Source organism: Granulicella sp. L56 (assembly GCF_009765835.1).
Classification (GTDB): Bacteria; Acidobacteriota; Terriglobia; order Terriglobales; family Acidobacteriaceae; genus Edaphobacter.
Genome location: NZ_LMUS01000001.1, coordinates 570,281 through 597,256, shown reverse-complemented (window position 1 = coordinate 597,256; position 26,976 = coordinate 570,281). Strand labels below are relative to the sequence as shown.

Annotated in this window: 24 protein-coding genes; 15 read left to right on the top strand and 9 right to left on the bottom strand. The window is 57.7% G+C overall.

Annotation, left to right across the window (positions count from 1 at the left end; genetic code table 11):
* Positions 1–22: 22 nt before the first annotated feature.
* The 7 genes from GSQ81_RS02485 (at position 23) to GSQ81_RS02455 (ending at position 11,998) form a co-directional block, all read left to right on the top strand.
* Positions 23–3,445: a glycosyl hydrolase gene (locus tag GSQ81_RS02485; protein WP_158909145.1), complete on the top strand. Its 3,423-nt coding sequence runs from the start codon at positions 23–25 to the stop codon at positions 3,443–3,445.
* Positions 3,442–4,641, top strand: a complete 1,200-nt coding sequence (locus GSQ81_RS02480) for a tetratricopeptide repeat protein (protein WP_158909144.1) — start codon at positions 3,442–3,444, stop codon at positions 4,639–4,641. The genes GSQ81_RS02485 and GSQ81_RS02480 overlap by 4 nt, the downstream gene beginning before the upstream one ends.
* 256 nt (positions 4,642–4,897) lie before the next feature.
* The gene (locus tag GSQ81_RS02475) at positions 4,898–6,730 is read left to right on the top strand and encodes a beta-L-arabinofuranosidase domain-containing protein (RefSeq protein WP_158909143.1); all 1,833 of its coding nucleotides are present in this window, start codon (positions 4,898–4,900) and stop codon (positions 6,728–6,730) included.
* A 499-nt stretch (positions 6,731–7,229) separates the two neighbouring features.
* On the top strand, positions 7,230–9,422 hold the full coding sequence (locus tag GSQ81_RS02470; RefSeq protein WP_158909869.1) for an alpha-galactosidase: 2,193 nt from the start codon (positions 7,230–7,232) through the stop codon (positions 9,420–9,422).
* 190 nt (positions 9,423–9,612) lie between these two features.
* Positions 9,613–10,065 carry a hypothetical protein gene (locus GSQ81_RS02465; RefSeq protein WP_158909142.1) on the top strand — a complete coding sequence of 151 codons (453 nt, stop codon included), beginning with the start codon at positions 9,613–9,615 and terminating at the stop codon, positions 10,063–10,065.
* A 101-nt stretch (positions 10,066–10,166) separates the two neighbouring features.
* On the top strand, positions 10,167–10,484 hold the full coding sequence (locus tag GSQ81_RS02460) for a PadR family transcriptional regulator (RefSeq protein ID WP_158909141.1): 318 nt from the start codon (positions 10,167–10,169) through the stop codon (positions 10,482–10,484).
* A gap of 326 nt (positions 10,485–10,810) precedes the next feature.
* Positions 10,811–11,998, top strand: a complete 1,188-nt coding sequence (locus GSQ81_RS02455) for a hypothetical protein (protein ID WP_216846355.1) — start codon at positions 10,811–10,813, stop codon at positions 11,996–11,998.
* A gap of 149 nt (positions 11,999–12,147) precedes the next feature.
* Here the strand turns inward: GSQ81_RS02455 and GSQ81_RS02450 are convergent, their stop codons facing one another.
* Both GSQ81_RS02450 and GSQ81_RS02445 read right to left on the bottom strand, forming a co-directional pair.
* Entirely contained in the window at positions 12,148–13,110 is a 963-nt protein-coding gene (locus GSQ81_RS02450; RefSeq protein ID WP_158909139.1) for a sigma-54 dependent transcriptional regulator, read from the bottom strand.
* A gap of 106 nt (positions 13,111–13,216) precedes the next feature.
* Complete coding sequence (locus GSQ81_RS02445; RefSeq protein ID WP_158909138.1) at positions 13,217–13,642, bottom strand: BrxA/BrxB family bacilliredoxin; 426 nt, start codon at positions 13,640–13,642, stop codon at positions 13,217–13,219.
* A gap of 98 nt (positions 13,643–13,740) precedes the next feature.
* Here GSQ81_RS02445 and GSQ81_RS02440 point away from each other — a divergent pair, with 98 nt between their 5' ends.
* Positions 13,741–14,832, top strand: a complete 1,092-nt coding sequence (locus tag GSQ81_RS02440) for a UDP-N-acetylmuramate dehydrogenase (RefSeq protein WP_254059947.1) — start codon at positions 13,741–13,743, stop codon at positions 14,830–14,832.
* Between the two features lie 265 nt (positions 14,833–15,097).
* On the opposite strand, the gene GSQ81_RS02435 is transcribed toward GSQ81_RS02440, so the two are convergent.
* From GSQ81_RS02435 to modA, 4 genes are all read right to left on the bottom strand, one after another.
* Entirely contained in the window at positions 15,098–15,850 is a 753-nt protein-coding gene (locus tag GSQ81_RS02435; RefSeq protein WP_254059946.1) for an ATP-binding cassette domain-containing protein, read from the bottom strand.
* Positions 15,843–16,517 carry a molybdate ABC transporter permease subunit gene (gene modB / locus GSQ81_RS02430; protein WP_158909137.1) on the bottom strand — a complete coding sequence of 225 codons (675 nt, stop codon included), beginning with the start codon at positions 16,515–16,517 and terminating at the stop codon, positions 15,843–15,845. The genes GSQ81_RS02435 and modB overlap by 8 nt, the downstream gene beginning before the upstream one ends.
* Positions 16,518–16,614: 97 nt before the next feature.
* Positions 16,615–16,851, bottom strand: a complete 237-nt coding sequence (locus GSQ81_RS02425; protein WP_158909136.1) for a hypothetical protein — start codon at positions 16,849–16,851, stop codon at positions 16,615–16,617.
* A gap of 59 nt (positions 16,852–16,910) precedes the next feature.
* Entirely contained in the window at positions 16,911–17,672 is a 762-nt protein-coding gene (gene modA / locus GSQ81_RS02420) for a molybdate ABC transporter substrate-binding protein (protein ID WP_174237927.1), read from the bottom strand.
* 41 nt (positions 17,673–17,713) lie between these two features.
* On the opposite strand from modA, the gene thrC reads away from it, so the two are divergent.
* The 6 genes from thrC (at position 17,714) to GSQ81_RS02390 (ending at position 23,740) form a co-directional block, all read left to right on the top strand.
* Complete coding sequence (gene thrC / locus GSQ81_RS02415) at positions 17,714–19,108, top strand: threonine synthase (protein WP_158909135.1); 1,395 nt, start codon at positions 17,714–17,716, stop codon at positions 19,106–19,108.
* Positions 19,105–19,995, top strand: a complete 891-nt coding sequence (gene thrB / locus GSQ81_RS02410; protein ID WP_158909134.1) for a homoserine kinase — start codon at positions 19,105–19,107, stop codon at positions 19,993–19,995. Before thrC ends, thrB begins: the two co-directional genes overlap by 4 nt.
* 266 nt (positions 19,996–20,261) lie before the next feature.
* Positions 20,262–20,594 (top strand): thioredoxin, encoded by a 333-nt coding sequence (gene trxA, locus GSQ81_RS02405; RefSeq protein ID WP_158909133.1) that lies wholly within the window; start codon positions 20,262–20,264, stop codon positions 20,592–20,594.
* A 163-nt stretch (positions 20,595–20,757) separates the two neighbouring features.
* Positions 20,758–21,288, top strand: a complete 531-nt coding sequence (locus GSQ81_RS02400) for a hypothetical protein (RefSeq protein WP_158909132.1) — start codon at positions 20,758–20,760, stop codon at positions 21,286–21,288.
* A gap of 116 nt (positions 21,289–21,404) precedes the next feature.
* Positions 21,405–22,796, top strand: coding sequence for a hemolysin family protein (locus tag GSQ81_RS02395; protein WP_158909131.1), 1,392 nt, complete (start codon positions 21,405–21,407; stop codon positions 22,794–22,796).
* A complete protein-coding gene (locus GSQ81_RS02390; RefSeq protein WP_158909130.1) occupies positions 22,793–23,740 on the top strand; it encodes an ABC transporter permease in 948 nt (315 codons plus the stop codon). The genes GSQ81_RS02395 and GSQ81_RS02390 overlap by 4 nt, the downstream gene beginning before the upstream one ends.
* Before the next feature lie 2 nt (positions 23,741–23,742).
* Here the strand turns inward: GSQ81_RS02390 and GSQ81_RS02385 are convergent, their stop codons facing one another.
* The 3 genes from GSQ81_RS02385 to GSQ81_RS02375 all read right to left on the bottom strand — a co-directional run bounded on the left by GSQ81_RS02385 (position 23,743) and on the right by GSQ81_RS02375 (position 25,627).
* Complete coding sequence (locus GSQ81_RS02385; protein ID WP_158909129.1) at positions 23,743–24,198, bottom strand: metallophosphoesterase family protein; 456 nt, start codon at positions 24,196–24,198, stop codon at positions 23,743–23,745.
* A 6-nt stretch (positions 24,199–24,204) separates the two neighbouring features.
* Positions 24,205–24,684 carry a hypothetical protein gene (locus GSQ81_RS02380; RefSeq protein WP_158909128.1) on the bottom strand — a complete coding sequence of 160 codons (480 nt, stop codon included), beginning with the start codon at positions 24,682–24,684 and terminating at the stop codon, positions 24,205–24,207.
* Positions 24,685–24,757: 73 nt separating this feature from the next.
* Complete coding sequence (locus GSQ81_RS02375; protein WP_158909127.1) at positions 24,758–25,627, bottom strand: ABC transporter permease; 870 nt, start codon at positions 25,625–25,627, stop codon at positions 24,758–24,760.
* An 82-nt stretch (positions 25,628–25,709) separates the two neighbouring features.
* On the opposite strand from GSQ81_RS02375, the gene GSQ81_RS02370 reads away from it, so the two are divergent.
* The gene (locus tag GSQ81_RS02370; protein ID WP_158909126.1) at positions 25,710–26,945 is read left to right on the top strand and encodes a glycosyltransferase WbuB; all 1,236 of its coding nucleotides are present in this window, start codon (positions 25,710–25,712) and stop codon (positions 26,943–26,945) included.
* Positions 26,946–26,976 lie beyond the last annotated feature (31 nt).

Here is a 26,976-nt window from a genome sequence, read left to right as displayed (position 1 = left end):
GACCACAAATACTGGAGCTCTCATGAAGCCAAAGGTTTTTCCCCGCAGAGTTGGCATGTTCGCCGCAGCCGCATTATTTGTGTGCGGGCCGATCATCTTCGCACAGCAGGCATCGACCGATCTTCAGCAGGGTTTTCAGAGTCCTCCCGAGGGCGCGCGTCCACGTGTCTGGTGGCACTGGATGAACGGCAACATCACCAAGGATGGAATCAATCTTGATCTTGAGTGGATGAAGCGGATCGGGATCGGAGGCTTTCAAAACTTCGATGCCGCACTCGGAACTCCACAGGTTGTGCCAAATCGCCTCGTCTATATGACGCCCGAATGGAAAGATGCATTTCTCTTTACAACGCACAAGGCTGACACGCTCGGCCTTGAGATGGCCATCGCCGGATCGCCCGGCTGGAGCGAGAGTGGCGGCCCCTGGGTAAAGCCCTATCAGGCAATGAAGAAGGTCGTATGGAGCGAGACCGACGTGGAAGGAGGCCAGTCCTTTCATGGCGTTTTGCCTCCGCCGCCAAAAGAGACGGGGCCGTTCGGTGATCTGGCTCAGGCCGATCTGATGGGAGCTATGGGAGGCGTGAAGACACCGCCGCCACCTGTGGACTTTGGAGCTGACAGTGAGGTGATTGCCTTCCGTGCCCCTGCGGATGACATCTCCATGGTTCAGCTCAATCCGAAGGTCACCACCAACGCTGGAGCAGTAACAGACGCGCCCTTGCTGTGGGACGGCGACCTTAATCACTCGATTGAATTTCTCGCGGCGGCTCCAGGACAGAAGAGCTGGGTCCAGTTTGAGTTCGTAAAGGCGCAGTCGATTCAGGCCGTCACCTTTGCAATGGGCGGCCCAGGCAATCCGCTGGCTCAATTCGAGGGAGAGACTGGTAAAGGCCCGGTGCTTGAAAAGAGCGACGATGGCGTCATCTTTGAAGAGGTGGTTCGCATACCAACCGCAGGAGCTGTGCAACACACGATGTCGTTTCCGTCGGTAACTGCACGCTTCTTTCGGCTAAGTTTTCTTGAGGCTGAACCTGCAAAAGGTCAACTTGGCGATATCGACCCCGCCGAGTTGGGTATCAAACCCGAGACCGGTCCGCAGATGCACCACATTGCAGAGCTTGCACTGCATACGGGTGCGCGTGTGAATCGCTTCGAGGAGAAGGCAGCCTTCGCCGCGCTGCTCGACAACTATAGTGCGGCAACGCCGAAGCCGTCCGAAGGATCGGCGATCCCTGTAGCTGATGTCGTTGATCTTACCGCGAAGATGCAGAAGGACGGAACCCTCGATTGGACTCCCCCTGCTGGACACTGGACCATTCTGCGCATGGGCTATTCACTGACCGGCATCACCAATCATCCAGCCTCGCCCGAAGCCACAGGACCTGAAGTAGACAAGCTGAACGCAGGTTATGTGAAGGACTACTTCGATAACTATCTTGACCAATACAAGTCGGCCACCGGCGGCATGATGGGCAAGCGTGGCCTGCAATACGTCATCAACGATAGCTGGGAGGCGGGAACCGAGAACTGGACCAACGATATGATTCCCGAGTTCGTCAAACGCCGCGGTTACGATCCTCGCCCCTGGATGCCTGTACTCACAGGGCGTGTTGTAGGCAGCGCCGCGGACAGTGACCGTTTCCTCTGGGATTTTCGCAGGACACTCGCGGAGCTTCTTGCGGAGAACCATTACGGTACTCTCTCTGCGGAGCTGCACGCTCGCGGCATGGGGCAGTACGGCGAATCGCACGAAGAAGGCCGCGCCACCATCGGTGACGGCATGGAGATGAAGCGCTACGACGATGTCCCCATGGCTGCGATGTGGGTGCAGCGGCCCGGTGTCAATGCCGATCAGCTTGGCTACGATGCTGATATCCGCGAATCGGCTTCGGTCGCTCACATCTGGGGACAAAATCTCGTTGCGGCTGAGTCGATGACTGCTGCCAGCACTCCGTGGGGTTGGTCTCCGAACACGCTCAAGCCTACGGCCGACAAGGAGCTCGCCGAAGGGCTTAATCGGTTTGTGATTCATACGTCGGTGCACCAACCGCTGATTGGAAAAGCTCCGGGGCTCGCCCTGGGGCCGTTCGGTCAGTGGTTCACTCGCAACGAGACCTGGGCCGAACAGGCGCAGCCGTGGATCACCTATCTCGCTCGCGGCTCTTACCTGCTGCAGCAAGGAAAATTTGTAGCTGACATCGCATACTTTTACGGAGAAGACAGCAACCTGACTGCGATCTTCGGTAACCGTGCTCCGGATGTTCCTTCCGGTTATAACTTCGACTACGTCAACGCGGACGCTCTTGAACATAAACTCAGCGTACGTGATGGCGCGCTGGTCACGGAGAGCGGAATGAGCTACCGCGTGTTGGTGCTCGATCAGTACAGTAAGCACATGTCTTTGCCTGTTCTCCGCAGGCTGCAAACACTGGTAAACGAAGGCGCCACCATTGTTGGAAAGCGCCCCGTCGACGATCCCAGCCTGTCAGACGATCAGGCCGCATTTCATTCCATTGTGCAGGACCTATGGGGCAGCACAGACGAAGATCGCAGCGTGGGCAAAGGACGTATTCTGCAGCAGGGAAGTGTAACTGATGCTCTGCTGCAATTGAAGGTGGAACCCGATTTCACTTTCAAGAAGTCGCGATCGGATAGTGAAATTCTCTTTGTTCATCGCAGAACCCCATCGTCAGATCTCTACTACATCGACAATCAGACGGATCAACCGGAGTCCATTGATGCCAGCTTTGCAATCACAGGCAAGGCAGCGGAGCTCTGGCACAGCGATACTGGCAAGATCGAGCCGGCATCCTATGTCATTGCAGATGGCCGCACCTCCGTTCCTCTAAATCTTGACCCCTACGGCACTGTCTTCGTAGTCTTCCGTCATGCAACGCAGATATCCACTCGCCATCTTCCCGCAGTTCAGGAGACGGCAATTACGTCGATCGACGGAGCATGGGACCTCAGCTTTGAAAAGGACAAAGGGGCTCCAGAATCCATCAAGCTGCCGCAGCTCGCATCATGGTCCGACAACACCGACCCTGGCATTCGTTATTTCTCTGGACACGGCACCTATACCAAACACATCAATGTTCCTGCATCGTCATTCAAATCGGGCGACAAGCTATGGATTGACTTGGGAACTGTAGATAATCTCGCTGAAGTAACGGTGAACGGAAAATCCCTTGGCATCGCATGGAAGGCTCCCTACCGTGTCGATGCGACTGGTGCTCTTCATCCCGGAGACAATCTGTTGCAGGTTCGAGTTGTCAATCTATGGGTCAATCGGCTCATTGGAGACCAACAACCCAGCGCGAAGCAGTACACTTTCACCGTGCGCAATCCGTATAAAGCAACGTCGCCTCTCTTGCCTTCCGGCTTGCTCGGACCAGTACGGATCCTGCGCGAAGAACATGTACAGGAGGCCACAGCCGCCGAATGAAGTTTTGTTCCCTTGCCGTCGCCGCTCTCAGTCTGCTGCTACTTCCTGTTCACGTTCCAGCTCAGCAGACTGAGATGCAGCGCGACTACGCCACTGCTCAAAGAGCTCTGGCATCTGGCGATGTCGATAGTGCGCTCAAGCTCTTCGAGCGACTAAGCCGCGCTAATCCGGATATTGCCGAGATACACGCAACAATCGGAGTCATCTACTTTCAACAAGGAGATTACCCGGAGGCTCTCAAGCAACTTGACGAAGCCAGGCGGCTCAAGCCTGCGCTCCCGAAACTTGACGGCCTCATAGCAATGTCGCAGTCTGAGTTGGGAGATTACAAACAGGCATTGCCAAATCTGGAAGAGACCTTCCGCACCACACAGGACGAGCCGGTAAAGCGAATGAGCGGTCTGGAGCTAGAACGCGCCTACACTGCCTTGCAGCAGGACAGCAAAGCGGTAGAGGTGGCGCTGGAGTTGCAACGCATCTTTCCCTCTGACCCTGAAATTCTGTATCACAACGAGCGTATCTTCGGGAACTTCGCCTTTCTCACGGTGCAAAAGCTGGTAGCTGTTGCGCCGGACTCTATCTGGCGACAACAGGCAGCAGCCGAGGCGAAGGAAAGCGAAGGGGCCTTCGATGATGCAATTGCAGCTTACCGTCAGATATTGGTCCTTGATCCGAAGCATCGTGGAATTCATTACCGGATCGGGCGATGCCTGCGAGAGCGAGAACGGCACACGCATCATCCCGAAGACCTGGTCAACGCGATGGCGGAGTTTCAACAGGAACTGAAGCTCAATCCAGACAATGCGAACGCGTCCTATGAGATCGGAGAAATTCATCGGTTGGCAGGAGAGAACGATGCCGCAAAGACATATTTTGAAGCTGCTTTAAAGATTTACCCCGACTTCCCTGAGGCGAATCTTGGGCTAGGGACGGTGCTCGCTACGATGGGACAACCGGCAAAGGCGCTCCCGTACCTCAAGGTAGCCATCGCCAACGATCCGAATGACGATGCCTCATGGTACCGCCTGTCGCTTGTCGAGCGTTCGCTCGGCCACAGAGCTGAGCAGGAAGCCGCCATGAAAGAGTTCTTCAAGCTTCACAGCAATGAAGGAACAAGCCGGGCAGAATCAACCCGGGATGTCAGCCGACAAGAAGTTAAGCAGACAATCCCTGCTCCATCGAACGGCACTCCGTAGAAGAGAAGAGGCTTCTTTAGCCGTTCATAGGCGAGCGGATCGATTTCGACGCTGGCGCGATCTCGCATCGCCTGGCAAGCTCCCAACGGCTGAATAGGCAATAGATGTCAACCTCCGCATCAATACGTTAGGTTTACACCTATGAGGCAATGCTGCTACCCTCATTTCGTTTCTACGAAGGCCAAATCGTCAACATGAAGTAAACGATTTCTCCTTTGTTGGAAATGAATTGTGCCTAGCACAAAGGATCTCTACGATGACCAAGCCAACCCGCCGAGCCTTTCTCAAGAGTGGCGCGCTTGCTGCCGGAAGTGCAGTCCTCCGCAATGCGCCGGCATTCGTTACACCGATGGGCGCCTCTGCGGCTGCGACACCGCTCACCCAATTTCAATACCACGATGTCCAGCTTCTCGACGGCCCCATGTTGGAGCAGTTCCGCCAAAACCATGAACTCTTTCTCAATCTCAATGACGACAGCCTCCTCAAGCCCTTCCGCCAACTCTCCGGCCTGCCTGCTCCTGGCGAAGACATGGGTGGCTGGTACTCTCCGTCGCCCCTCTTCGATCCTCCAAAAAATATGACCGGATATGTTCCCGGACACAGCTTCGGCCAGTATCTTTCAGGACTCGCGCGTGCCTACGCCGTCACCGGTGACAAGCCCACTCAAGCCAAGGTCCAGCGTCTTGTCGCCGGTTTTGCTCCAACGATCAGCCAGAAGTTTTACAGCGACTACTGCATTCCCGCCTACACCTTCGACAAGACGAACTGTGGCCTCATCGATGCGCATCAGTTTGCTCGCGATCCTCAGGCTCTGGCCGTACTCAACCACGCCACCGATGCGGTGCTGCCATTCCTTCCGCCAAAAGCTCTCGATCGCGCTGAAATGATGGCGCGCCCTCACAAAAACATCTCCTTTACCTGGGACGAAACTTACACCCTTCCCGAAAATTTCTATCTTGCCTATCAGCGAGGTGCTGGCTCTCGTTATCGACAGCTTGCCCAGCGCTTTCTTCAGGACGACACCTACTTTGGCCCGCTCTCCGAAAATAAAAATGTTCTTCCTGGCCAGCATGCCTATAGTCACGTCAATGCGCTCAACTCGGCCATGCAGGCCTACCTTACTGACGGCAGCCAAAAGCATCTAACCGCTGCCCGTAATGGCTTCGCCTTTGTTCAGCAGCAAAGCTTTGCCACAGGAGGCTGGGGACCAAACGAAACCTTTCAGGAGCCTAACGGCGATGGACTTGCCGATAGCCTTACTAAGACCCACAGCAGCTTTGAGACTCCATGCGGTGCCTATGGACACTTCAAAATTACTCGGTACCTCATGGGCGTCACCGGCGACAGCCGTTATGGCGACAGCATGGAGACCATCCTCTACAACACCATTCTCGGTGCTCGCCCCATTCGTTCCGACGGAGTGAGCTTCTACTACTCGGACTACAATCGCGATGCGAAAAAAGTAGACTACGAGCAGGAGTGGCCGTGTTGCTCCGGCACTTTTCCGCAGCTCACTGCCGACTACGGTATCAGTTCTTATTTTCGCAGCGCCAAAGGGATCAACGTTAACCTCTACGTCCCCTCACGTATCAACTGGCAGCAGGGAAGCGCACATGTCTCGCTTACGCAGCAGACCCAGTATCCCGCCAACGGCGACACCAGTATGCACCTGGCCCTCTCGCATCCGGAACGCTTCGTCGTTGCTCTGCGCATTCCGACTTGGGCCGGAAAAAGCACAAAGGTGACAGTCAACGGTAAGCCAGTTGACACTGCTCTAACTCCAGGAACATGGGCGAGCATCGATCGCATATGGAAGAACGACGATCGGATTGAGCTCTCGCTCGATATGCCGCTCCGGCTGGCTCCGATCGATGACCGTCATCCTCAATTCGTCGCACTGCTTTATGGCCCCGTTGCCCTCTTTGCCATCGAGCCCTCCGCGGAGATAATCACACAGAAACAGCTACTCGCCGCCCAACGCATCGGCGATTCCTCTGCCTGGCAAGTCGCGACGGATTCCGGCAATGTCCGCATGGTTCCTTTTCCCGAAATCAAGAACGAGACCTACCGCCTCTATCAGCAGACCTAAAGCTCGGCGGGCTACAGGGAGACTTCAGGGAAGAAACTTCTAAAAGCCTCATCGAAAATCAGGAACCACGCCATCTCTCCACTCCACTGCGCTTGGGTCGAGATGAGGCGCATTTTTTTGTGGGATTGAAGGGACAGGAATAACAAAGTATTCTTCACAGCAGTTTCTGGACAATTTCTGAAAGAGAAATACAAGATAAAACATAGCTTGACCGATGGGCGATACACTTCTTCCTGTTATCGTTGCAGGCAAAACGCGGTCAGGGCATTTCTTTCATGAAGCCATAGTATTGTTCGGTTGCACTGTCGGCAGAGAAGCGCGTTTGCATCTTCGCGCTGCTCGCCATCATCCCGGAAAGTTTTACACAGACCAGTCTGTAGTTGTGAGGAGCTAGTTGATGAACGAGAGACACGATGTATCATTCGCATCTTTATCTGGCAAACGCAAGGTTTTCCGCCTTGGGCATATCTGCGTGCTTGCACTCCTGGTCTTGTTCGGCATGCAAACCGTTGCTGCAACGGCTGAGACCGGAGCCACCATCCGCTTCGACGCTGCAACGCACATCTTCCGTATCGATGCCGCCGATACCAGTTATGTTCTCGGCATCAACGAGAACCAGCAGGTACAGTCACTCTACTGGGGTAAGCGGCTGGGTGCTGACGATAGTTTTCCGTCAGCCAAAGCTATGCCCGGCGCAGCGGCCTTCGATCTCCCCATCACAACGACGCCGCACGAGTTCGTCGGCTGGGGTGGTGGCCTGTACGTCGAACCCGACCTCAAGATCACCTTCCCTGACGGCAATCGCGATCTCGCTCTGAAATACGTCTCGCACCGCATCGATGGCAACAAGCTCGACATCGTGATGAAGGACATCTCGCGCGAAGTCTACGTCACGCTGCAATATCAGGCAGACCCCGAGACCGGCATCCTCCGCCGCTCTGCCGACATCGAAAACCGCACCGATGCTCCCTTCACCATCGAGCAGGTCGCCGCCGCGACATGGAACCTGCCCCGCGACACAGGCTATCGGCTACGCTATCTCACCGGCCGTTGGGCCGGAGAGTGGAATGTGCAAGAGCAGGCAGTTCACCCGGGCAAGACGGTGCTTGAGAGCCGCAGAGGCACCACGGGCGCGCAGAACAATCCATGGTTCGCAATCGACCACGTTGGCAACAACGATCAGGACAGCGGCGAGGCATGGTTCGGCGCACTTGGCTGGAGCGGCTCATGGCAGATCTCCGTCGAACAAGATCTGCTCCAGCAGGTACGCGTCACTGGCGGACTCAACGCCTTCGACTTCGGCTACCGTCTCCAGAAAGGCGAGCACTTCCAGACTCCCTACTTCTATGGCGGATACTCCAGCCACGGCATCGGTGGCGCATCGCGTCTCATGCATCGCTTCGAAATCGACTCTCTGCTGCCTCACGCGCCAACTCCGAAGCTGCGCCCAGTCCTCTACAACTCATGGGAGGCAACAGAGTTTCGCGTCGATGAAGCTGGCCAGATGGCGCTAGCAGAAAAGGCCGCCAGCCTCGGCGTAGAGCGCTTCGTGATGGACGATGGCTGGTTCGGCCAGCGCAAGGACGATCATGCCGGTCTCGGCGACTGGTACGTCAATCCGCAGAAGTTCCCCCACGGCCTCAAGCCGCTCATCGATAAGGTCCACTCTCTCAACATGGATTTCGGCCTGTGGGTAGAGCCGGAGATGGTCGATCCCGACAGCGATCTCTACCGCAAGCATCCCGACTGGGTGTTGAACTTCACGGGCCGCCCGCGCACCGAAGGCCGCAATCAGCTAGTGCTCAATCTCGCCCGTCCCGACGTCCGCGCCTATGTCTACGGCTTCCTCGACAAGCTCCTCAACGAAAACGACATCGCGTTTCTCAAGTGGGACTACAACCGCAACTGGTCTGAACCGGGCTGGCCTGCTGTCGCTCCCGAAGATCAGAAGAAGGTCTACGTCGACTTCATCCGCAACCTTTATTCCATCCTCGCGGAGCTGCGCGCGAAGCATCCCAACGTCGAGATTGAAAGCTGCTCCGGCGGCGGCAGCCGTGTGGATCTGGGCATCATGAACCTTACCGACGAGGTCTGGCCATCCGACAACACTGACGCTTACGATCGGCTGCTTATCCAGAATGGCTTCACCTACGCGTACACTCCAGGAGTCATGATGGCGTGGGTCACCGACTCGCCAACCTGGGTCAATCAGCGCACGCTCTCCCTCGAATACCGTTTCCTCTCCTCCATGCAGGGGTCTCTCGGCATCGGAGCAAATCTGAATAAATGGACGCCGGAAGACTTCGCCACAGCGAAAACAATGGTTGCCCAATACAAGTCGATTCGCGAGACCGTCCAGCGCGGCTCGCTGTACCGACTCATCACGCCCGAAAATAACAGTGAGCAATCTGTCACCGAGTCCGTCTCACGCGATGGCAAGCAGGCAGTAGCCTTCGCCTTCCTGCATTCCAGCCGCGAGCTATATCCCTACCCTCGGATCTACCTTCGCGGACTCGATGCCAACGCCAACTATCGCATCACTGTCCTCGATGGAAAACTTGCGAAGGACACTCCAGCCTCCGCCAGCGGAGCCTACTGGATGCACCGTGGAGTGGATGTGGAGTTGCGAGGCGATTTCCAGGCCGCAGCCTTCACTCTGGAGCAAGCCGGCTCCGCAAAAGCAGGGAACTAAACAGATATCAAGAGCGATGCGGGCAGAGGGTAGTGTCACAGGTTGAATTGCCTGGAGCGTTGTACTTCATGCACTACAACCTCGCCCGCATCCATAAGACCTTGCGGATCACACCAGCGATGGCGGGGGCATCTCGGATCACGTTTGGAGCTACGAGGAAATCGCGGCACTAGCCGATATATAGTAGGGCATGAATTTTACCCCTCATCTGGACGCTGCCGACCGTACACGCAGCGCAATAGCTCTAACCAAAGTGCTACTCGCAGCAAGGAATGATAGTGAAATATTGCCTCAGCATCTCAACGAACTGCTTCGCATATTGATGTGGAAGGCCACGCAGGCCGAGTCGTCTTCGCACAGGACTCGTTTTCAAAGCCAGGATGCGCTCAAGTTCCGCGACAAGGGAAACCTGCGGCACGATCATGTTTTTCAGTGCGTCAAAATGAGAGAAGAATTATTGGCGCATCCAGAGAGAGTGGATGAAATCCTAGAGACAGCCGTGGGTTGTACCGTGACCTTGGCCGAACATGAGCATCTGCACGACTTCGACGAAGAGTATGGCTGGAAGCGATATCATAAAGCCGGGATAGTCGTTATGGATACTTCCAAGCAGCCACCGCGACGCGTGGATTATTCAAACTGAGACACTACCGGGCAGATGTATCTCTGCTCGTACCTTCAATCCGGCGCAGCCCGCTTAATTACCACTAGCCAAGTAGTGTGCTACATAGTTAGAATGACCGCATGGCAGGCGAACCTCGGCTCTCTCATACCGCCGCGTTGATTCTTCAGGCTGTCAATGCCGGTTATGTCTACGGCTTCAGCGTCATGGAGGTGACCGGCCTTCCCAGCGGAACGGTCTATCCCGCGATGCGACGGCTGGAGCGCGATGAGTTGATTCGCTCTCATTGGGAGCAGCAATCGATCGCGGATGCGGAACAGCGCCCGCCGAGAAAGTATTACAAGCTCACGCGAGGCGGAAATACCACTCTGGAAGTATCGCGAAAGAGATATCCGCTCCTCACAAAGCTGATCGCATCCACCGAGGTCGAATCCCTATGAAGCTTCTAGCGATTCGAGCGTTCAGGGCGTTTGACCTCGCGACTCTTATGGGGGCGGCATCCTTGGTTCCTCGTTGCCATCGATCGGAATGGCTGAAGGAGTGGCGAGCGGAGTTGTGGCACGTTCGTCAGGCCTGTGGCGCCGAAGATCAAATCCTCTGGCAAGCAGAAAGCCAAGTTGCCGCCTTCTGCTTGGGAGCGTTTCAGGATGCCCTCTGCCTTCGGCAAGATCTGCGAAGCGTCCTTCCGCCGAGGCAACATCTCTCGTCCGCTGCCCGGTGCCTTTTATTTCTGGCGAGCATCGCCCTGGCTACGTGGTGCCTCTTCATGTTTCTTCCTGGTGCTCGCATCGCTGCGCAGCCTTCACCCTATCGCGACCCGCACCATCTGATGCTCATCACGCGCGCAGGACTGTCGGGAACATCCTCTCCGACGATCAGGGCAGAACAGTTTCGCGCGTGGAGAACTAAAAAGCAGCAGCTATTCAGCGACTTCGCCTTCTATCGGCCCACGGTCCGGTCGGTAGCTCTGTCGCCGCATCACTCGATAAAGCTGTCCGTCGCACAATCCAGCCGGAACCTATTCGAACTGCTCGGGCTGCCGGTTCAACTGTTAAATCCCGATCATATCCTGCATGGCGACTTACCCAAACTCGTCGTTACACAGGAGACATGGCAAAAGTATTTTGGCAAAGATCGAGAAGCGACTGCAGAGACCATCGCCATCGGGAACCGCATGGTCGAGATTGTGGGGGTCATCCCATCTGATCAATGGAGGCTGCCCGGCCACATCGATGCCTGGCTGCTTGAACCCGACTTGAATATTGCGACCATACCGGCAGAGGCACGCGGATTTTTAGTCGGTCATCTTGCGCCCTCGCCCGAACACAACCATCTCGCCGATCAGTGGGACGTGTCCGTATCGGCTGGGCCGAATGATACCGACTACCTCACATGCAACTCGCTATCCGGTCAGGCGCGGGGAACCTTCAACATCTTTCTTTTCACGGTCTGTCTCGCGTTTCTTGCACTGCCGGCCACGACGTCTCTGCCGCTGGGCGAGTACGCTGCAACTCATCACAAGCTATCGCGAGCTAAACAATTTCGTCGTTGGGTCTTTTTCGCGACGAAAATCGTATTGATCCTCCCCATCGTCTACTTTGGCTCAATCGACCTTGCCCACCTCAGCGCTTCGATGAGCCAGGAGACCTCCGATTACATTCAGATCGTCGTCTCGTTCTCCATCTGCCTGTTTGCTCTGCGCTGGACACTTCGCGACCAAAGAAAGCGTTGCCCTGTCTGCCTTGGCAAGCTGACAAACCCCGCCCGTGTCGGACAGCCCTCCAGAACCTTTCTCGCATGGAATGGAACCGAGCTGATCTGCGTCGGAGGCCATGGCTTGCTGCACGTTCCCGAGATGCCAACGAGCTGGTTCAGCACTCAGCGCTGGCTCTATCTCGATTCATCGTGGGAGGTCCTCTTTCCCGAAGCCAATCTCGCCGCTCCCGGCACTTAGTTACTAGCTGCGACCCTATAGCTATTCCTCTCAGGTGCAGCTTCCTTCGCTTGTCATTCCCGAATCAGGAGTACCTTTCTTATTTGTCATTCCCGAAGGGAATCTGCGTTTTGCTCGAATCCCCAAAACCACATCTGGAGCAGCACGCTCTAAAGAGATCGGCTATCCAGCATTCGATACAGCGTCGAACGGCTAATCCCCAACAACTCCGCCGCACGCAGCTTGTTGCCTGCGCAGTCATTCAAAACGCGGAGAACATGCCGGTCCACGACCTCCTGCAACCGGGCCGTCTTAGTCAGGTCTTCTCCAGTGGGTTGCCCCCAACTTTTCTCCGGAGATGGAGCGAAGATTAGCTCCCGCGACTCAATCACTCCACCTTTGTTTTTCACTGCCGCATCCTGCAACACGCTTCTCAGCTCCTGAACGTTGCCCGGCCAGCAATGGGACTGCAACAGCTCCATCGCATTCTTCGCAATCGTAATCGTCTGACGGTACTGCCTTTCAAACTCAGCCAGAAAGTGCATCGTCAGCGCGGGCAGGTCATCCATTCTTTCGCGCAGGCAAGGTACACCGATCTGCACCATGGCGATTCGCTGATAAAGCTCCTGGCGGAAGCGCCCTGACGCAACCAGCCCCCTCAGATCCTGCCTGGTCGACGCGATCATCCGCGTGCCCAGCTTCTGCGGAGCAGCCAAACCCTCCTGCGACCACTCGTGCCTTCGCAGTGCATCCACCAGTTCGTCCTGTGTCTCCAGAGGCATCTCGTCGATGTCCTTAAAGAAGAGTGTGCCTCCTCGCGCCATCTTCATCAGGTATGAGATCCGGTTGCCGGGGGCGGCCGTGATGAACGGTTCATCGGTCTTGACGCTCTCCCGGTGCAACGAGCGCGCTACTCTTTCTTTTCCTGTCCCGCGCTCGCCATGGATCAGCACCGCGCGAAAGTGCGGCCCGATACGGCGAATCTGCAAGCGCAGGCGCTTTATGGTTGCACTGTCGCCGACGATCTCACCGTCAGCTCGCTTGAGCAGATAGGGAAAGGTGAGGGGATCGCCTTGCGGTTCTATCCCTGCAACAGGCTGAAAAGGAGAGGAGATGTAGCTGGAGGTTGCCATAGCTACTTCCTTCATCGGCAAAAACTGTCGCAGGATGAGTCAGATTAAATGAAGCGAGCCGAACACCCTTGCGTGGTGTCCGGCTCGCTTTGATCGGTTCTATCTTCTAAGCAGTGGTCGTCGTGCAGTAGGTGTCGAACGCCCGCGTCAACTCCTGAGCAATGGCGGGAGCGGTCGAGGTCTCGATCGCCGAGCGCTGCATCAGGTACACCAACTGGCCGTCGCGCAGAATCGCAATTGCGGGCGAGGTGGGAGGATGGCCGCCGAAGTAGCCGCGGGCCTTCTCCGTCGCTTCGCGGTCCTGACCTGCAAATACCGTTACCGCGTGGTCTGGCTTTGCGCTGTGCTGCATGGCCAGGCGAACGCCGGGGCGCATCTTGCCGGCTGCGCATCCACAGATCGAGTTCACTACCACCATCGTCGTTCCCGGTTGCGCCACGGCAGTGTCTACATCGGCTGCGGTGCGGGCTTCCGTCAGGCCTGCGCGGGTAAGCTCCTCGCGCATGGGAATCACCATAATCTCTGGATACATGAGCATCTCCTTGAAACGGCCGAAACGGCCGCCTGCTTTGATTGTACGGTCTTGCCTGCTGCCACGCCAGTTGGAGCCGGTGTTGTAGTCTCTAAGCCGTGCCGAATCTTTCCATCCGCGTGCAGGAGCAGGTTTTGCTGGCTCCGTTTACCACCTTCCGCATCGGTGGGCCTGCGAGCTACTTTTGCGAGGCTGCTAGCGAGGCAGAGCTTGTCGAAGCGGTTCAGTTCGCTCGCCAGCATGGCCTCAAAATCTTCATTCTGGGCGGCGGCAGCAACCTGCTTGTGAACGATGACGGCTTCGATGGCCTCGTCATCCGCATCGTCATCGACGAGCCAGTCGAGCCTGTCGAACCTTTTCATGATGGCCGCTTCGTCAACTACACCGCCGCTGCCGGAACCGACTGGAACGCCTTTGTGCTGCGCCTGTGCGAGCAGGGAATCAGCGGCGTCGAATGCCTCGCGGGCATTCCCGGCTTGGTCGGCGGAACTCCCGTCCAGAACGTCGGCGCTTATGGGCAGGAGGTCGCCAGCACGATCACTGCTGTTCGGGCCTTCGACCTTGAAGCGGGTGTCTTTGTCACGCTTGCGCACGAGCAGTGCGGCTTCGCTTATCGCCACAGCATCTTCAACACCAGCCAGCGAGGGTGTTATGTCGTCACTGCGGTTACCTTTCGGTTCGACCGCGACGCTCGGCCAAACCTTGCTTATGCCGATCTGCAGCGGCACTTTGCCGATTGGGATGCGAACGGGCCCGCGCCGACACCGCTTGACGTCTATCACGCTGTTCGCGCCATTCGTCATCGCAAGGGGATGCTGATCGTCGAAGGAGAGGCGGACTGCCGCAGCGCTGGTTCCTTCTTTAAGAACCCTATCGTCGCGCCCCCCGCGCTCGACCGTATCGCCGCCAAGTTCCATCTTCCCCTCAGCGAGATTCCTCACTGGCCAGCCGCAGATGGGCAGATCAAACTTCCGGCTGCCTGGCTGCTGGAGAAGGCTGGATTCACCAAGGGGTTTGCCCTTGGTCAGGCTGGCATCTCGTCGCGTCATACGCTGGCGCTCATTAACCGGGGTCATGCTACGGCTGCCGACATTCTTGCTCTACGCGACAGCATTTCTGCCGAGGTGCTGTCCCGATTCGGAATCCGGCTGGAGCAGGAGCCGGTTCAGCCGTCTTCTGGTTCCGTCTAACCGAGGGTACCCCCTGTACTTAAGTCCTAAAGTCTTCGAAGTAGATGCTTTAAGTACAACTTCGGTATGGACCTGGTCAAATGAAAAGTCCGGCACGGGGCCGGACTTTTATGCTTTCTTCGCTGTGTTAATTATAGCGGCGCTGTCAATAGTTTTAGAGGGGTTCTCTTCCAGATGTCGCTTTGGCGATTCGAGCAAAACGCAGATTCCCTTCGGGAATGACAAAGGAGAAGAATCTACGCCTGAGAGGAAATAGCTATAGTAGCTACCTCTGCTGGAGCCGGGAGAGTTGTTCGAGCAGACGTGTCCGCTCTTCGGCCAGAACGGTTTCGACTGGCCCTTGTTCGAGGACGCGGCCGTCGGAGAACTTGATGACCTCGGCGGCCAGTTGGAAGGCTTCGCCGACGTCGTGGGTGACGGAGAGTACAGGCGTCTTTTTGGCGGCGAGCCAGCTTCGCAGGTCATCGAGCAGTTCGTCGCGCAGGGGGAGATGCAACCCGGCGAATGGCTCGTCGAGCAGAAGCAGGCTGTTGCCGGTTACGGTAATGGCGGAGGCTGCCGCGCGGGCTACGGCGACTCGCTGACGCTCGCCTCCGGACAGCTTCCATGGCATGGACTCGGCCAGCCCGGTGAGGCGGAAGCGCTGGAGTGCCTCTTCGACGATTTCAGCCGATGCTGACGGGACGCCGTAGGCGATGTTCTGCTGCACGGTCATGTTCGGGAACAGCGCGGCGACCTGCGCCGCAAGCCGGACGCCGCGGCGATAGGCGGGCAGGGAGGTTCCGGTTGCGCTATCGAACAATGTCGTCGGCACATTTGTCGCGGCGCCATGCAGCACGATGCGTCCCTGATCGGGTCGCATCAGCCCTGCAATTGCTCGCAGGATCGTTGTTTTGCCGCTGCCGGATGGGCCGAAGAGGACCGTCCATGGCTCGGTCAGGCGGAAGGCGGCATCGAAGGAGAGTGCTCCCTGACGGTGTTGCATGGAAAAACTGAGATGGGGCTTGCGCTCAGACAAGTTCGCCTCGCCCCAGTCCGCTGCCGCGCCGCGAATAGATCACGATCAGCGCTATCAGAGAGACGACCACCAGCGCCAGCGCGGTCTGGTTGGCGGCCTTGTATTGGAAGTCCTGCACCTGGTCGTAGAGCGAGATGGAGAGCGTCTGCGTGGCTCCGGGGATGTTGCCGCCGAGCATCAGCACAACGCCGAACTCACCAACGGTGTGGGTGAATGCCAGTACCGCAGCGGTCAGGAGGGAACCGCGGGTCAGGGGCATGACGATGCTCCAGAAGGTGCGCCACGGCGACGCGCCTAGTCCCGCTGATGCTTCGATATAGCCGCGATCTACAACGGCGAATCCGGCTACCAGCGGCTGCACGGCGAAGGGCAGGCTGTAGAGGACCGAACCGACCAGCAAGCCTGAGAAGCTGAAGGCGAGGGAGTGGCCGAAGATTCGCGTCAGGATGCGTCCCGGAGCGGTGAGCGGCCCCAGCATGACCAGCAGGTAGAATCCCAGCACGGTGGGCGGCAGGACCAGCGGCAGGGCTACGAGCGCTTGCACGACTGCTCGCGCGGCTCCTTTGCCGGAGGCGATCCACCATGCCAGTGGCAGCGCGATGACCAGCAGAATCGCTGTCGTGCTCGCAGCCAGCCGCAGGGTCAACCAAAGCGCCTCGAAATCCATACAGCGCCAGTCTACCGTTTCATGAGGTGCAGTCCTCGCCGATTGTTTCGACGATGGTTGCGTTCGTCACCCCAAGGAAGGGCGAGATTTGACCACCCTACTTCTTGTCCACACTGCCGGGAGTGACATTTGCATCCTCAGGCGCGGACGGATTGATATGCCCCAGATTGTTTTCTGGCGTATTCGAGCGGACAGCAGTATGTTCGGCGCCAGCAGTGGAAGGATTATCTCCCGCAGGGCCCGACGGCGTGATGCCTGCCTGCTCCGGCGTTGGCTGTGCTGCGGTCTCCGCCTTACTTTTTTCGTTCTCTGATGTTTGGCTTGGTGATGTCATTGATCCACTCCCGACTTGAATGATCTTCATTGGAAGAGGATGGAGCCGATTTCGGTGCCCTACTGCACCGCACTCAGGCCCAGCTTGCTCATATTTCCCTGTACGGCTGGAGTGAGCAGCCAGTCGAGAAAGGCGTGGGCTTCGGCGCGGTGTTCGGACTTCGCCATGACGACGGCGCACTGGCGCATCTCGGGGTAGACAGTCGGCACCAAGACGTAGGTGCCGATCTCCTTGAAGTGTGCCGTGCTTGCCGTGGTCAACGAGATGAGGCCGAGCTGAGCGTTGCCCGACTCTACAAACTGGGCGGTCTGTGCGATATTTTCTGCAACGACGAGATGGGAAGATACTTTGTCATAGATGTTCAACTTCTTCAGCGCGGCCACTGCTGCACGGCCATAGGGCGCGTGGTCCTCGTTGGCGATGGCGATGCGCGTTACACGCGGGTCGGTCAGTTTGTCCATGCTGATGGGCTGGAGCGGAGAGTCTTTGCGCGCCCACAGCACCAGCGCGCCCTTGGCGTAGGCGGTTGGAGCTTTCATGTCGGAGAGTCCAGCGGCTACTATTTTTTCTGGAAAGATAAAGTCGGCTGCTAAAAAGATGTCCATCGGTGCGCCATTGAGTATCTGCGTGGTCAGCGTGGCGGACGATCCGTAGCTCACCACAAGCTTGATTCCAGTAGCGTGCTCGTAAGCCTCGGCCAGCACCGGCATGACCGGTTGCAGATCAGCGGCTGCCGCTATGTGTAATTCTTTCTGGCCCTGTGCCGCTTCCGCACCGAAGAACCCGCTCAACATCACCAGGCAAAGAAGAACAGCTCTCATCTTTGGTCCACTCCGCTCTTTACGGTAACCTAGATAGAACAATGAAAGTCGCGACCCATCATCTTAGATGCACAGAATGCGGAGCCGTCATCGCTGGCAGCGCCGTAAACAGTATATTTCGCTGCCCGGACTGCAATGGGCTCTACGACGTCATCTATCCGTGGTCGCCTAATACCGGCTCGCCTGACGCGAGCAACAGCAATCTGCCTAATGCGAGCGCTCTCCGCTGGCTGTGGCAGGAGCGCCGCACCTCGACCCTGCCGCTGGACCAGAGCGGCGTCTGGCGCTTCCGTGACCTCTTCCCGATTATCGAGAACCCGGACAATGTGGTCACGCTGCGTGAGGGCAATACGCCGCTCTATGATCTGCCGCGCTGCGCCAAAGCGATTGGCCTGAACTGGCTGACCGCCAAGCATCAGGGCATGAATCCCACCGGCTCCTTCAAAGACACCGGCATGACTGCTGCGCTCTCGGTCGCTGCCGACCGTGGCTTCGAGTGGGTCGCCTGTGCCTCTACAGGGAACACATCGGCTGCCATGGCCGCTTATGCCGCTCGCGCCGGTCTGCGCAGCATCGTCTTCATCCCCGAAGGTAAGATCGCCTGGGGCAAGCTGTCGCAGTCGATGGACTACGGCGCGCTGACGATCCAGCTCAAGACCGACTTCGACGGCTGCGTGCGCATCCTGACTGATCTGGTGACGCGCTTCCCCATCTATCTGCTCAACTCGGTCAATCCCTATCGGCTGGAAGGGCAGAAGACTCCCGCCTTCGAGATTCTTGAACAGCTCGACTGGCAGGTCCCGGATCACATCATCGTTCCCGGCGGCAACCTCGCCAACTCTTCGGCGCTGGGCAAGGGCTTCATGGAGATGCACCGGCTTGGCCTTATCTCGAAGATGCCGAAGATCAGCATCATTCAGGCTGAGGGGGCCAATCCGCTCTATCGCTGGTTTATCGACTCGAACCGCATCATGCGGCCGGTCACGGCGGACACGCGCGCTACCGCCATCCGCATCGGCAACCCGGCCTCGTGGCGCAAGGCGGCCAATATTATCGACCGGCTCGGCGGCTGGTGCGAAGAGGTCTCGGAGCAGGAGATCGCGCTGGCCAAGGCGCAGATCGGAGCCGAAGGCGTGGGCTGCGAGCCGGCCTCTGCGGTTACCTTCGCGGGGCTCAAGAAGCTGGTTGCGCTGGGCAAGGTTGGCCGCGAGGAGCGCGTCGTGCTCATCCTTACCGGGCACACGCTCAAGGACTCGCAGTACACCATCGACTATCACCGGGGCGAGTTGCTGACCGAAGCGGAAAATGCACAGATCTCGGCTTCGGATCAGGCGCTGCATACGGCGCTGCGTAAGCCTCCTATCGTCCTTGAACCGGACTCGGATGTTGTGCTGCGCGCGCTGGAATCCCACATGAAGATAGCCCAGACCGTATGACGCCCCTACATCTGCGCTTACCTGCGACCTCCGCCAACCTTGGCCCCGGCTTCGATGCGCTGGGCCTTGCCATGGCTCTGTATCTGACCATCGATGCGGTGGAGACAGAGGCTTTTAGTATCAGGGCTACGGGACGGAATGCGGACCGTTGCGGCGATGCCGCCCATAGCCTGATCTTCACCACTTATAACAGCGTTCTCGCCGCAAACGGCAAGCCGGTTACGCCGCTGCATCTTGAACTGAATAACGAGATACCACTGGGAATGGGTTGTGGCTCCAGCGCCGCCGCGCTGCTGGCCGGGGTGCTGCTGGCGAATCACTTTGGCGAACTCAACTGGAGCGGACAGCAAATTCTTGAAGAGGCTTGCCGCCGCGAGGGGCATCCTGACAATGTTGCCGCCTGTTTTCTGGGCGGGATGACGGCATCTGCTAACGATGGAAGCCGCATCGTAACAGCAACTTGTGGGCAGAGTCTAAACTGGAAGTTGCTGATTGCGCTGCCTTCGACCAGCCTTGCCACCGAGAAAGCCCGGGCGCTTTTGCCTGCGACCTACTCTCGTGCCGACGCCGTGGCGAATGTGCAGAATACAGCGCTACTGGTCTCGGCATTTGCGCTCAATCGCGGCGATCTGCTGCGGGCGGCGATGCAGGACCGAATCCACCAGCCTTACCGCATGGAGGCCTGCCCTCTGTTGCCACGGCTGTTGCCGCTGAACGGAACGCCGGGTGTTCTGGGAGTGGCGCTTAGCGGTGCTGGGCCGTCGGTGCTGATTATTGCGGAAGAGGCTGCGAATGGGCTGACAGCCGCTATCCGGAAGGCTGCGAATGACCCTGAACTGGAGATTATTCAAACCACGATTGCTGCGGGAACCACCGTTCAAAAGTAGGCAAAATGATCAGGTAAACGGGGTAATCTTCAAGGAGTTACCTCAAAGTTACCTAAGATTTCTTTACCTTTCTTCACTTCCTTCGTACCTTAGCTCCTGTGGGCAGTTCTGGGGAGGGCTGCTACGCCGCCCGTTGACCTCTTTTACAGAGGTCCGGGCGTTTGCTTTTTCAGCCACATACGGCCGTCATGAAACTCTTCCTGGCTCTTAGCATCTATTATTGTGAGGACTGCTCAGTAATGGCAGAACATCCTGGAGGGAAGTACATGGCAGGTCAGTTCGTAACCAACATCAACGATGCATCCTTTGAAAAAGAGGTTCTTCAGTCGGATCAACCAGTATTGGTCGATTTCTGGGCCGCATGGTGTGGCCCCTGTCGCGCGCTTGCGCCGATCGTCGATGAGATTGCCAACTCGTATCAGGGCAAGCTTAAGGTCATGAAGATGGACGTTGATGCCAACACCTCAACCCCTGCGCGTTATGGAATTCGCGGCATCCCCGCACTGCTGATCTTCAAGGGCGGCCAGGTTGCCGAACAGATCGTGGGCTATGTCCCCAAGGACACCATCGACAAGTCTGTGCTTAAAGTTTTGGCATAAGTTTTATCCAAATTCGCAAGCGGCCCGGCAAACCAGCCGGGCCATTTCTTTTTAAATTGCATTCTGCTCTGCTTTACGCCGGTGTCTTCGGATGGAGGGGATTTGGGCTGTCCTTCATGTCGCCAATACCGATTCCCAAATCTAAAGCGATTGAGCAACCGATTTGGGTATTGCTAAAGGAGTGATCGTCTTATATACAGATCAAACTCCATTTTTCGAGGTATCAATGAAACGCTTGCTTATAGCAGTTCTCTGCCTGATGGTCCCTGCCTGCGCTTTTGCAGCCGATAACAGTTACAAAGTTATCTACGATGGAGGTTCACTTCCAGGCATAAAAGCCAGCAAAACAGTAAAACTTTATGTAGATCCCACTGCCGTAAGAATCGTAGAGGACAAGAAGGACGTCGTTGCGATTCCTGCCTCTTCTATCACTGAGATCTCTTATGGTCTGGATGTCCATAGACGCGTCGGTGCTGCTATTGGTCTCGCTGTGGTCAGCCTGGGCGTTGGGGCGTTAATGGCCCTTACGAAGTCCAAGAAGCACTATGTTGGTTTGACATGGGCGAATATTGATCAAAAGGGTGGCTTTGTAATGCAATGCGATAAGAATGAATATCGTGGCATATTAGCCGCGCTGGAAGGAATTACCGGCAAGAAGGCTGTCAACTCGGACGCGATGACAGTAAAGAATTAATAAAGGCTTACTAAAATCCATCCTTTGCTTCTGTGAAGGATAGATTTTCTTGTTTGTTCAAGTTCTTGCTCTTCTTCTCAATTACCGAACCTATCCTCACCCGTTACACTTTGTAAATGCTCGAATGGATGCTCTTCCGCACGATCATGGTGGCCTTCTTCATTTTGGCCAACAGCTTCTTCGTCGCTGCTGAGTTCGCGCTGGTCAGCGTGCGCGAGACGCGCATCCAGCAGTTGATCGCGCTGGGCCGTCCGGGGGCGCGCACTGTGCTTCAGCTTAAGCACAACATCGATGAGTTTCTTCCTGCCGTCCAGTTTGGGGTTACGCTGGCCGCGCTGGCGCTGGGCTGGATCGGAGAGCCTGCCGTCGCGCAGATGATTCTGCAACTGGTGCACAACTGGCTCAACGTTCTGCCTGCGCACGCCGTCCTCTATGCTCACACCCTTGCGGTCATCATCGCTTTCGGACTGATTACTTACTTTGAAGTTCTGCTCGGCGAGCTTGTTCCCAAGTCGCTGGCGCTGCAGCGTGCCGAGCGCATTGCCCTGGCTGTGGCAGGACCGATGGACGTATTCATCCGCATTACGCGGCCGGCGGTCAACCTGATGAACAACTCCGCGACGCTTGTGCTGAAGCTCTTTCGCGCACCGCTGCATGGGGAAGGCGCTGTCCACTCGCCCGAAGAGATCAAGCTGATTGCTACCGCGACCCGGCGCATGGGGCTGCTGCCTCCCTTTCAGGAGGAGATCATCCATCGCGCCATCGAGCTGAACCACGTCACCGTCCGCGAGATCATGACTCCGCGCGGCAAGATCTTTTCGCTGTCCGCCGACCTGCTGGTCGAGCAGGCCAGCGCTCGCATCGTCGAAGAGCAGCACTCGCGCATTCCTGTGTACGATCCTGCGAATGGGCCGGAGAACATTATCGGCATCGTCTACTCCAAGGACATCTCGCGACTGATGCATTTTCGCGGAGTGGCGCTCGCACTCGGCGGCAAGGGCAGTTCCGGCCTTACGTTGCGCCAGGTCATGCATGGGTTGACGGTGGTTCCCGAGACCAAGCTGGCGGTTGAGTTGTTGCAGGAGTTCCAAGAGCGTCGCCGCCAGATGGCGATTGTGGTCGACGAGTTCGGCTCGACCGTCGGCATCGTGACCGCCGAAGATGCGCTGGAGCAGATCGTCGGCGAGCTGGATGACGAGTTCGACATCGTTCCGCGCAATTTGCTCTTGAGCTCTACCGGAGCCATGTCGCTCGATGGCAGCACGACACTGCGCGATCTTGATACGCAACTTCGTTGGAGCTTTCCTCGGGAGGCCGGAGTGGAGACGCTGGCTGGATTTCTGCTCGCGCATCTCGGCCACATCCCCGAGGTCGGCGAAAGTATCGAGGAGGGAGCACGCCGCTACTCCGTCGCCGAGATGGATGGCCGGCGCATCAGCCGCGTCACCGTGCAAACGCTGACGTCTGCAAAAGCGATTGAATCCGGAAGCAGGGAAGCGACGGCATGAAGCCAGCTCTCTGGAACCCGATTCGCCGCATTCTGCTTACGCTGCCGGTCATCTGGGTGGTGGTCTCGGTCGTCTTCCTGCTGATCCATCTTGTGCCCGGCGACCCTATTGCGCAGATGCTTGGCGAAGGCGCGAACACCGCCGACATCGCCGCGCTGCGCCATGCTTATGGCTTCGACGCTTCTCTGAGCCAGCAGTACATTCATTACTGGCGCGGCATCTTGCATGGTGATCTTGGCCAGTCGCTGCGGCTGCATGACTCGGTGACGCATCTTGTGCTGCAGCGCTATCCATACACGTTGGCGCTGACGCTGGCTGCGCTGCTCATTGGGATTGCGGTGTCGGTTCCGTCGGGCATCCTCTCGGCGCTGCATCGCAACCGCTGGCAGGACCGTGCACTCGGCGTGGTCTCGCTGGTCGGGCTCTCGTTTCCGAACTTTGCGCTGGGGCCGATCCTCATCATTATTTTTTCCATCTACTTTGGCTGGCTTCCGGTATCGACTGCGGGAACTGGTGGCATCGGCGATTTTCTGCTGCACCTGATCCTTCCGGCGATCACGCTTGGCCTTGGCCTAGCTGCCATCCTCACGCGCATGGTGCGCACGGCGATGCTCGAAGAGCTGGGGCAGGATTACATTCGCACCGCGCGCGCAAAGGGGCTGAGCGAGAACAGAATCGTCTATCGCCACGCGCTGCGCAATGCGCTGATTCCTGTGCTGACAGTCATCGGACTGCAATTTGGGTCGCTGCTCTCGGGTGCGATTGTGACCGAGACCATCTTCAGTTGGCCGGGCATAGGTCGGCTTACGCTTTCGGCGATCTCGAACCGCGACTATGCGCTGGTGCAGGGATGCATCCTGGCGGTTGGCCTAACTTATGTCGCCATCAATCTGCTGACCGACGTGGCTTACACGATTGCCAACCCACGGATGCGCGACCAATAGATCTAGAGCAGGTTTACCAGCCGGGTTTCGAGTCCGGCTTCGTTCACTGTCATGAGAGCGATGGTGATGGGCAGGTTAAAGCGGCGTGGCCCGGCGCTGCCCGGATTCAGGTACAGTACACCGTTGCGTTGCTCAATCGAGGGCTTGTGCGAGTGTCCGCTGATGACGGCTGCTATTCCCGCCACTGAGGGATTGATGTCGAGGTCGGTCAGCGAATGCACAAGGTAGAACAGTCGCTCGTCCAACTCCACCACGTCCGTGGCTGGAAGCTCGGCACACTCGCCCCATTGGTCGATATTGCCGCGAATCGCTGTCACAGGAGCGATCTTTCGCAGGGTATCTAAAATCCGTGCGTCGCCCACATCTCCGGCGTGAAGGATGTGGTCTGCGCCAGCCAGCGCGGTGAGCGTCTCAGGCCGCAGCAGGCCATGCGTATCCGAGATGACTCCGATCAACATGGGTGCTCAGGCGAGTCGCAGGCTTTGCAGCGAGGCATAGCTCTGGCTCTGCTTTGGATCGTGGCTGCGGTCGGGATCGATCTTCAACTCCATCACGGTCACGCCATCGAGAGAGACGGTGTAGTCCTCGATCTCTTCGGTCGAGCCGCCGGGGCTGAAGGTGAACTGCTGGCGAACGACCTCGCGCAGCTCTGTACCAGAGCCGGCAAATACGGCGAACTCCTGCGAACGCTCCGTTGCCTTCTCGATGAAGTGCAGTTGAATGCGGTGAATCGACAGCGGCTCGTCGAAGTGCAGCCGGATGATCTGCGGTCCCGTTTCGGCTGCGCGCCAGCCAGTGGTCTCGGTCTTGCCCAGCGCGTGTTCAATGGGAAATCCTTCGTCTTCCGAGGTGATCTCCACTCGTGCGATACGCTCGAGATCGCGCCAGAGGTCGCGAATCGGAGTTGCGGCTACAGGCGACGGTGAAACGATACTCTTACGCATAAATGCCCACAGACCTCAGCCCCAAGCATATCCGATATCGTCGCGTAAATGCCGTCCGCTTGTGATGCAGGGCCTAAATGCCAGTTTCCATCTTCGTTCGCGGGTCGAGATAGTCTCGCAGCGCGTCGCCGATAAAGTTGAACGAGAGCACGCAGAGCATCACCGCCATCGCAGGAAAGAAGACGAGGTGTGGCGAGTCGAAGAGGTGCGAACGGGCGTCGTTGAGCATCGATCCCCAACTGGCTGCCGGTGGCGGAACGCCCAGCCCGAGGAAGCTCAACGTGGCTTCGGCGAGGACGGCACCGGCCATGCCGATGGCTGCCTGCACAATCAGCGGCTGGACGATGTTCGGCAGGATGTGGCGGCAGAGGACACGCAGGTCGGAGGCTCCCAAGGCGCGTGCTGCCTCGACGAACTCGCGCTCCTTCACCGCCATCACCTGTCCGCGCACCAGCCGCGCATAGCCTACCCAGCCGGAGATCGCCAGTGCCAGAATCACGTTGAACAGGCCGGGCCCCATGAAGGCGACGAAGGCGATGGCCAGCAGAATTCCCGGCAGCGACATGAAGGCGTTGGTCACATAGATATTCAGGATGGTGTCGGTTACTCCGCCGTAGAAGCCGGACAGACATCCGGCCACCAGTCCCACGGCGAGCGATAGCCCGACAACGCTGACGGCGACGATCATCGAAATTCGCGCGCCGTAGATGGTTCGCGAAAGAATGTCCCGCCCCAACTCGTCGGTGCCGAACCAGTGTGCTGCGCTTGGACCCATCAGGCGTCCAGTGAGATCCAGTCGTGCCGGATCGTAGGGCGCAAGCCACGGGGCGAACAGGGCGCAGAGCGTGAAGAGGATCAGCAACACGATCCCCAGAGCAGCCAGCGGCTGCTGCCTCGAGCGGTGCAGCAGGCCCGTCCTCGCCGTGATTGCGTCAGCATTCATCCACTCACAGGATGCGGCCATTGGGCAGGGAAGCGCAAGCTCTTCAACGCTTCAGTCATCACGCTGCTTTACACTGCATTAAGTGAGAATCCTGATCTACGGCCTGAACTATGCTCCGGAACTGACCGGCATCGGCAAGTACACCGGCGAGATGTCGTCGTGGCTGGTTGCCCGGGGCCATGATGTTCATGTGGTCACCGCGCCCCCCTACTATCCGGCGTGGAGCATTCGTGAAGACTATCGCGGCAAACTCTATCGTACGGAGAAAGTTCCCGGCGAGCCTGTCGTCTACCGCACACCGCTTTATGTTCCGGCTAAGCCGACCGGGGTGAAGCGCATGGTGCATCTCTTCTCGTTCATGCTGGGGAGCCTGCCGGTGATGCTGCGCGAGATCTTCTGGCAACCTCAGATCGTCTTCACCGTGGAACCGACTTTTTTCGGCGCGCCGCTTGCGTTACTGGTGGCCCAGGGCTCGGGTGCGGCTTCGTGGCTGCATGTGCAGGACTTTGAAGTCGATGCCGCATTCGACCTGGGCCTGCTGCCCGCTGAGGGGCTGGTGCATGACTTCGCGCTGGGCCTTGAGGAGTTCTTTACCCAGGCGTTTACCCGTGTCTCCAGCATCTCGCACAAGATGGTCGAACGGGCGCTGGCCAAAGGGGTCCCCGTCGCGCGCACGATTCTTTTTCCGAACTGGGTCGACGTCGATGCCATCCATCCGCAGGCGCGCGATACTGCCAACAGCTTTCGCCGCGAGCTTGCCCTCGAAGACAAGATCATCCTTCTCTACTCCGGCAATATGGGAGCGAAGCAGGGGCTGGAGCTGCTTGCTCCGCTGGCTCGAACCTTTGAAGATGATCCTCGCGTCCACTTTCTTTTTTGCGGCGACGGAGCCTTTCGTCCTCAGCTTGAGACGCTGGTCGCGCATCTGCCGAATGTGACACTACTGCCGCTACAGCCGTTCTCACGGCTCAACGACCTGCTGAATGCGGCGGATATCCACCTGCTGCCACAGCGTGCCGGAGCGGCTGATCTGGTGATGCCCTCGAAGCTCACGGGAATGCTCTCCAGCGGGCGTCCTGTCATTGCTACCGCCGATGCTGGTACTCAGGTTGCGCAGGTAGTTGAAGGCTGCGGCCTCGTGGTCCCAGCGGAAGATGCTCCAGCGCTGCACGCTGCGGTTCAGCAGCTCATTGACGATGAAGCTCTGCGACGGCAACTCGGCGCTGCTGCCCGCGAATACGCCGTTGAGCATTTGGGCAAGGAGCAGGTGCTGTTGCAGTTTGAACAGAACCTGCAGAACCTTGTGCTCGGTATATAGAGCTTGGACTCGCGCCGAACTAATGCGGCTG

Excerpts from the sequence above, each read along its gene's own strand:
- GSQ81_RS02485 (WP_158909145.1), top strand. The coding sequence starts at position 23 with ATGAAGCCAAAGGTTTTTCCCCGCAGAGTTGGCATGTTCGCCGCAGCC.
- GSQ81_RS02480 (WP_158909144.1), top strand. The coding sequence starts at position 3,442 with ATGAAGTTTTGTTCCCTTGCCGTCGCCGCTCTCAGTCTGCTGCTACTT.
- GSQ81_RS02475 (WP_158909143.1), top strand. The coding sequence starts at position 4,898 with ATGACCAAGCCAACCCGCCGAGCCTTTCTCAAGAGTGGCGCGCTTGCT.
- GSQ81_RS02470 (WP_158909869.1), top strand. The coding sequence starts at position 7,230 with ATGCAAACCGTTGCTGCAACGGCTGAGACCGGAGCCACCATCCGCTTC.
- GSQ81_RS02465 (WP_158909142.1), top strand. The coding sequence starts at position 9,613 with ATGAATTTTACCCCTCATCTGGACGCTGCCGACCGTACACGCAGCGCA.
- GSQ81_RS02460 (WP_158909141.1), top strand. The coding sequence starts at position 10,167 with ATGGCAGGCGAACCTCGGCTCTCTCATACCGCCGCGTTGATTCTTCAG.
- GSQ81_RS02455 (WP_216846355.1), top strand. The coding sequence starts at position 10,811 with ATGTTTCTTCCTGGTGCTCGCATCGCTGCGCAGCCTTCACCCTATCGC.
- GSQ81_RS02450 (WP_158909139.1), bottom strand. The coding sequence starts at position 13,110 with ATGGCAACCTCCAGCTACATCTCCTCTCCTTTTCAGCCTGTTGCAGGG.
- GSQ81_RS02445 (WP_158909138.1), bottom strand. The coding sequence starts at position 13,642 with ATGTATCCAGAGATTATGGTGATTCCCATGCGCGAGGAGCTTACCCGC.
- modB (WP_158909137.1), bottom strand. The coding sequence starts at position 16,517 with ATGGATTTCGAGGCGCTTTGGTTGACCCTGCGGCTGGCTGCGAGCACG.
- GSQ81_RS02425 (WP_158909136.1), bottom strand. The coding sequence starts at position 16,851 with ATGACATCACCAAGCCAAACATCAGAGAACGAAAAAAGTAAGGCGGAG.
- modA (WP_174237927.1), bottom strand. The coding sequence starts at position 17,672 with ATGAGAGCTGTTCTTCTTTGCCTGGTGATGTTGAGCGGGTTCTTCGGT.
- thrC (WP_158909135.1), top strand. The coding sequence starts at position 17,714 with ATGAAAGTCGCGACCCATCATCTTAGATGCACAGAATGCGGAGCCGTC.
- thrB (WP_158909134.1), top strand. The coding sequence starts at position 19,105 with ATGACGCCCCTACATCTGCGCTTACCTGCGACCTCCGCCAACCTTGGC.
- trxA (WP_158909133.1), top strand. The coding sequence starts at position 20,262 with ATGGCAGGTCAGTTCGTAACCAACATCAACGATGCATCCTTTGAAAAA.
- GSQ81_RS02395 (WP_158909131.1), top strand. The coding sequence starts at position 21,405 with ATGCTCGAATGGATGCTCTTCCGCACGATCATGGTGGCCTTCTTCATT.
- GSQ81_RS02390 (WP_158909130.1), top strand. The coding sequence starts at position 22,793 with ATGAAGCCAGCTCTCTGGAACCCGATTCGCCGCATTCTGCTTACGCTG.
- GSQ81_RS02385 (WP_158909129.1), bottom strand. The coding sequence starts at position 24,198 with ATGTTGATCGGAGTCATCTCGGATACGCATGGCCTGCTGCGGCCTGAG.
- GSQ81_RS02380 (WP_158909128.1), bottom strand. The coding sequence starts at position 24,684 with ATGCGTAAGAGTATCGTTTCACCGTCGCCTGTAGCCGCAACTCCGATT.
- GSQ81_RS02375 (WP_158909127.1), bottom strand. The coding sequence starts at position 25,627 with ATGAATGCTGACGCAATCACGGCGAGGACGGGCCTGCTGCACCGCTCG.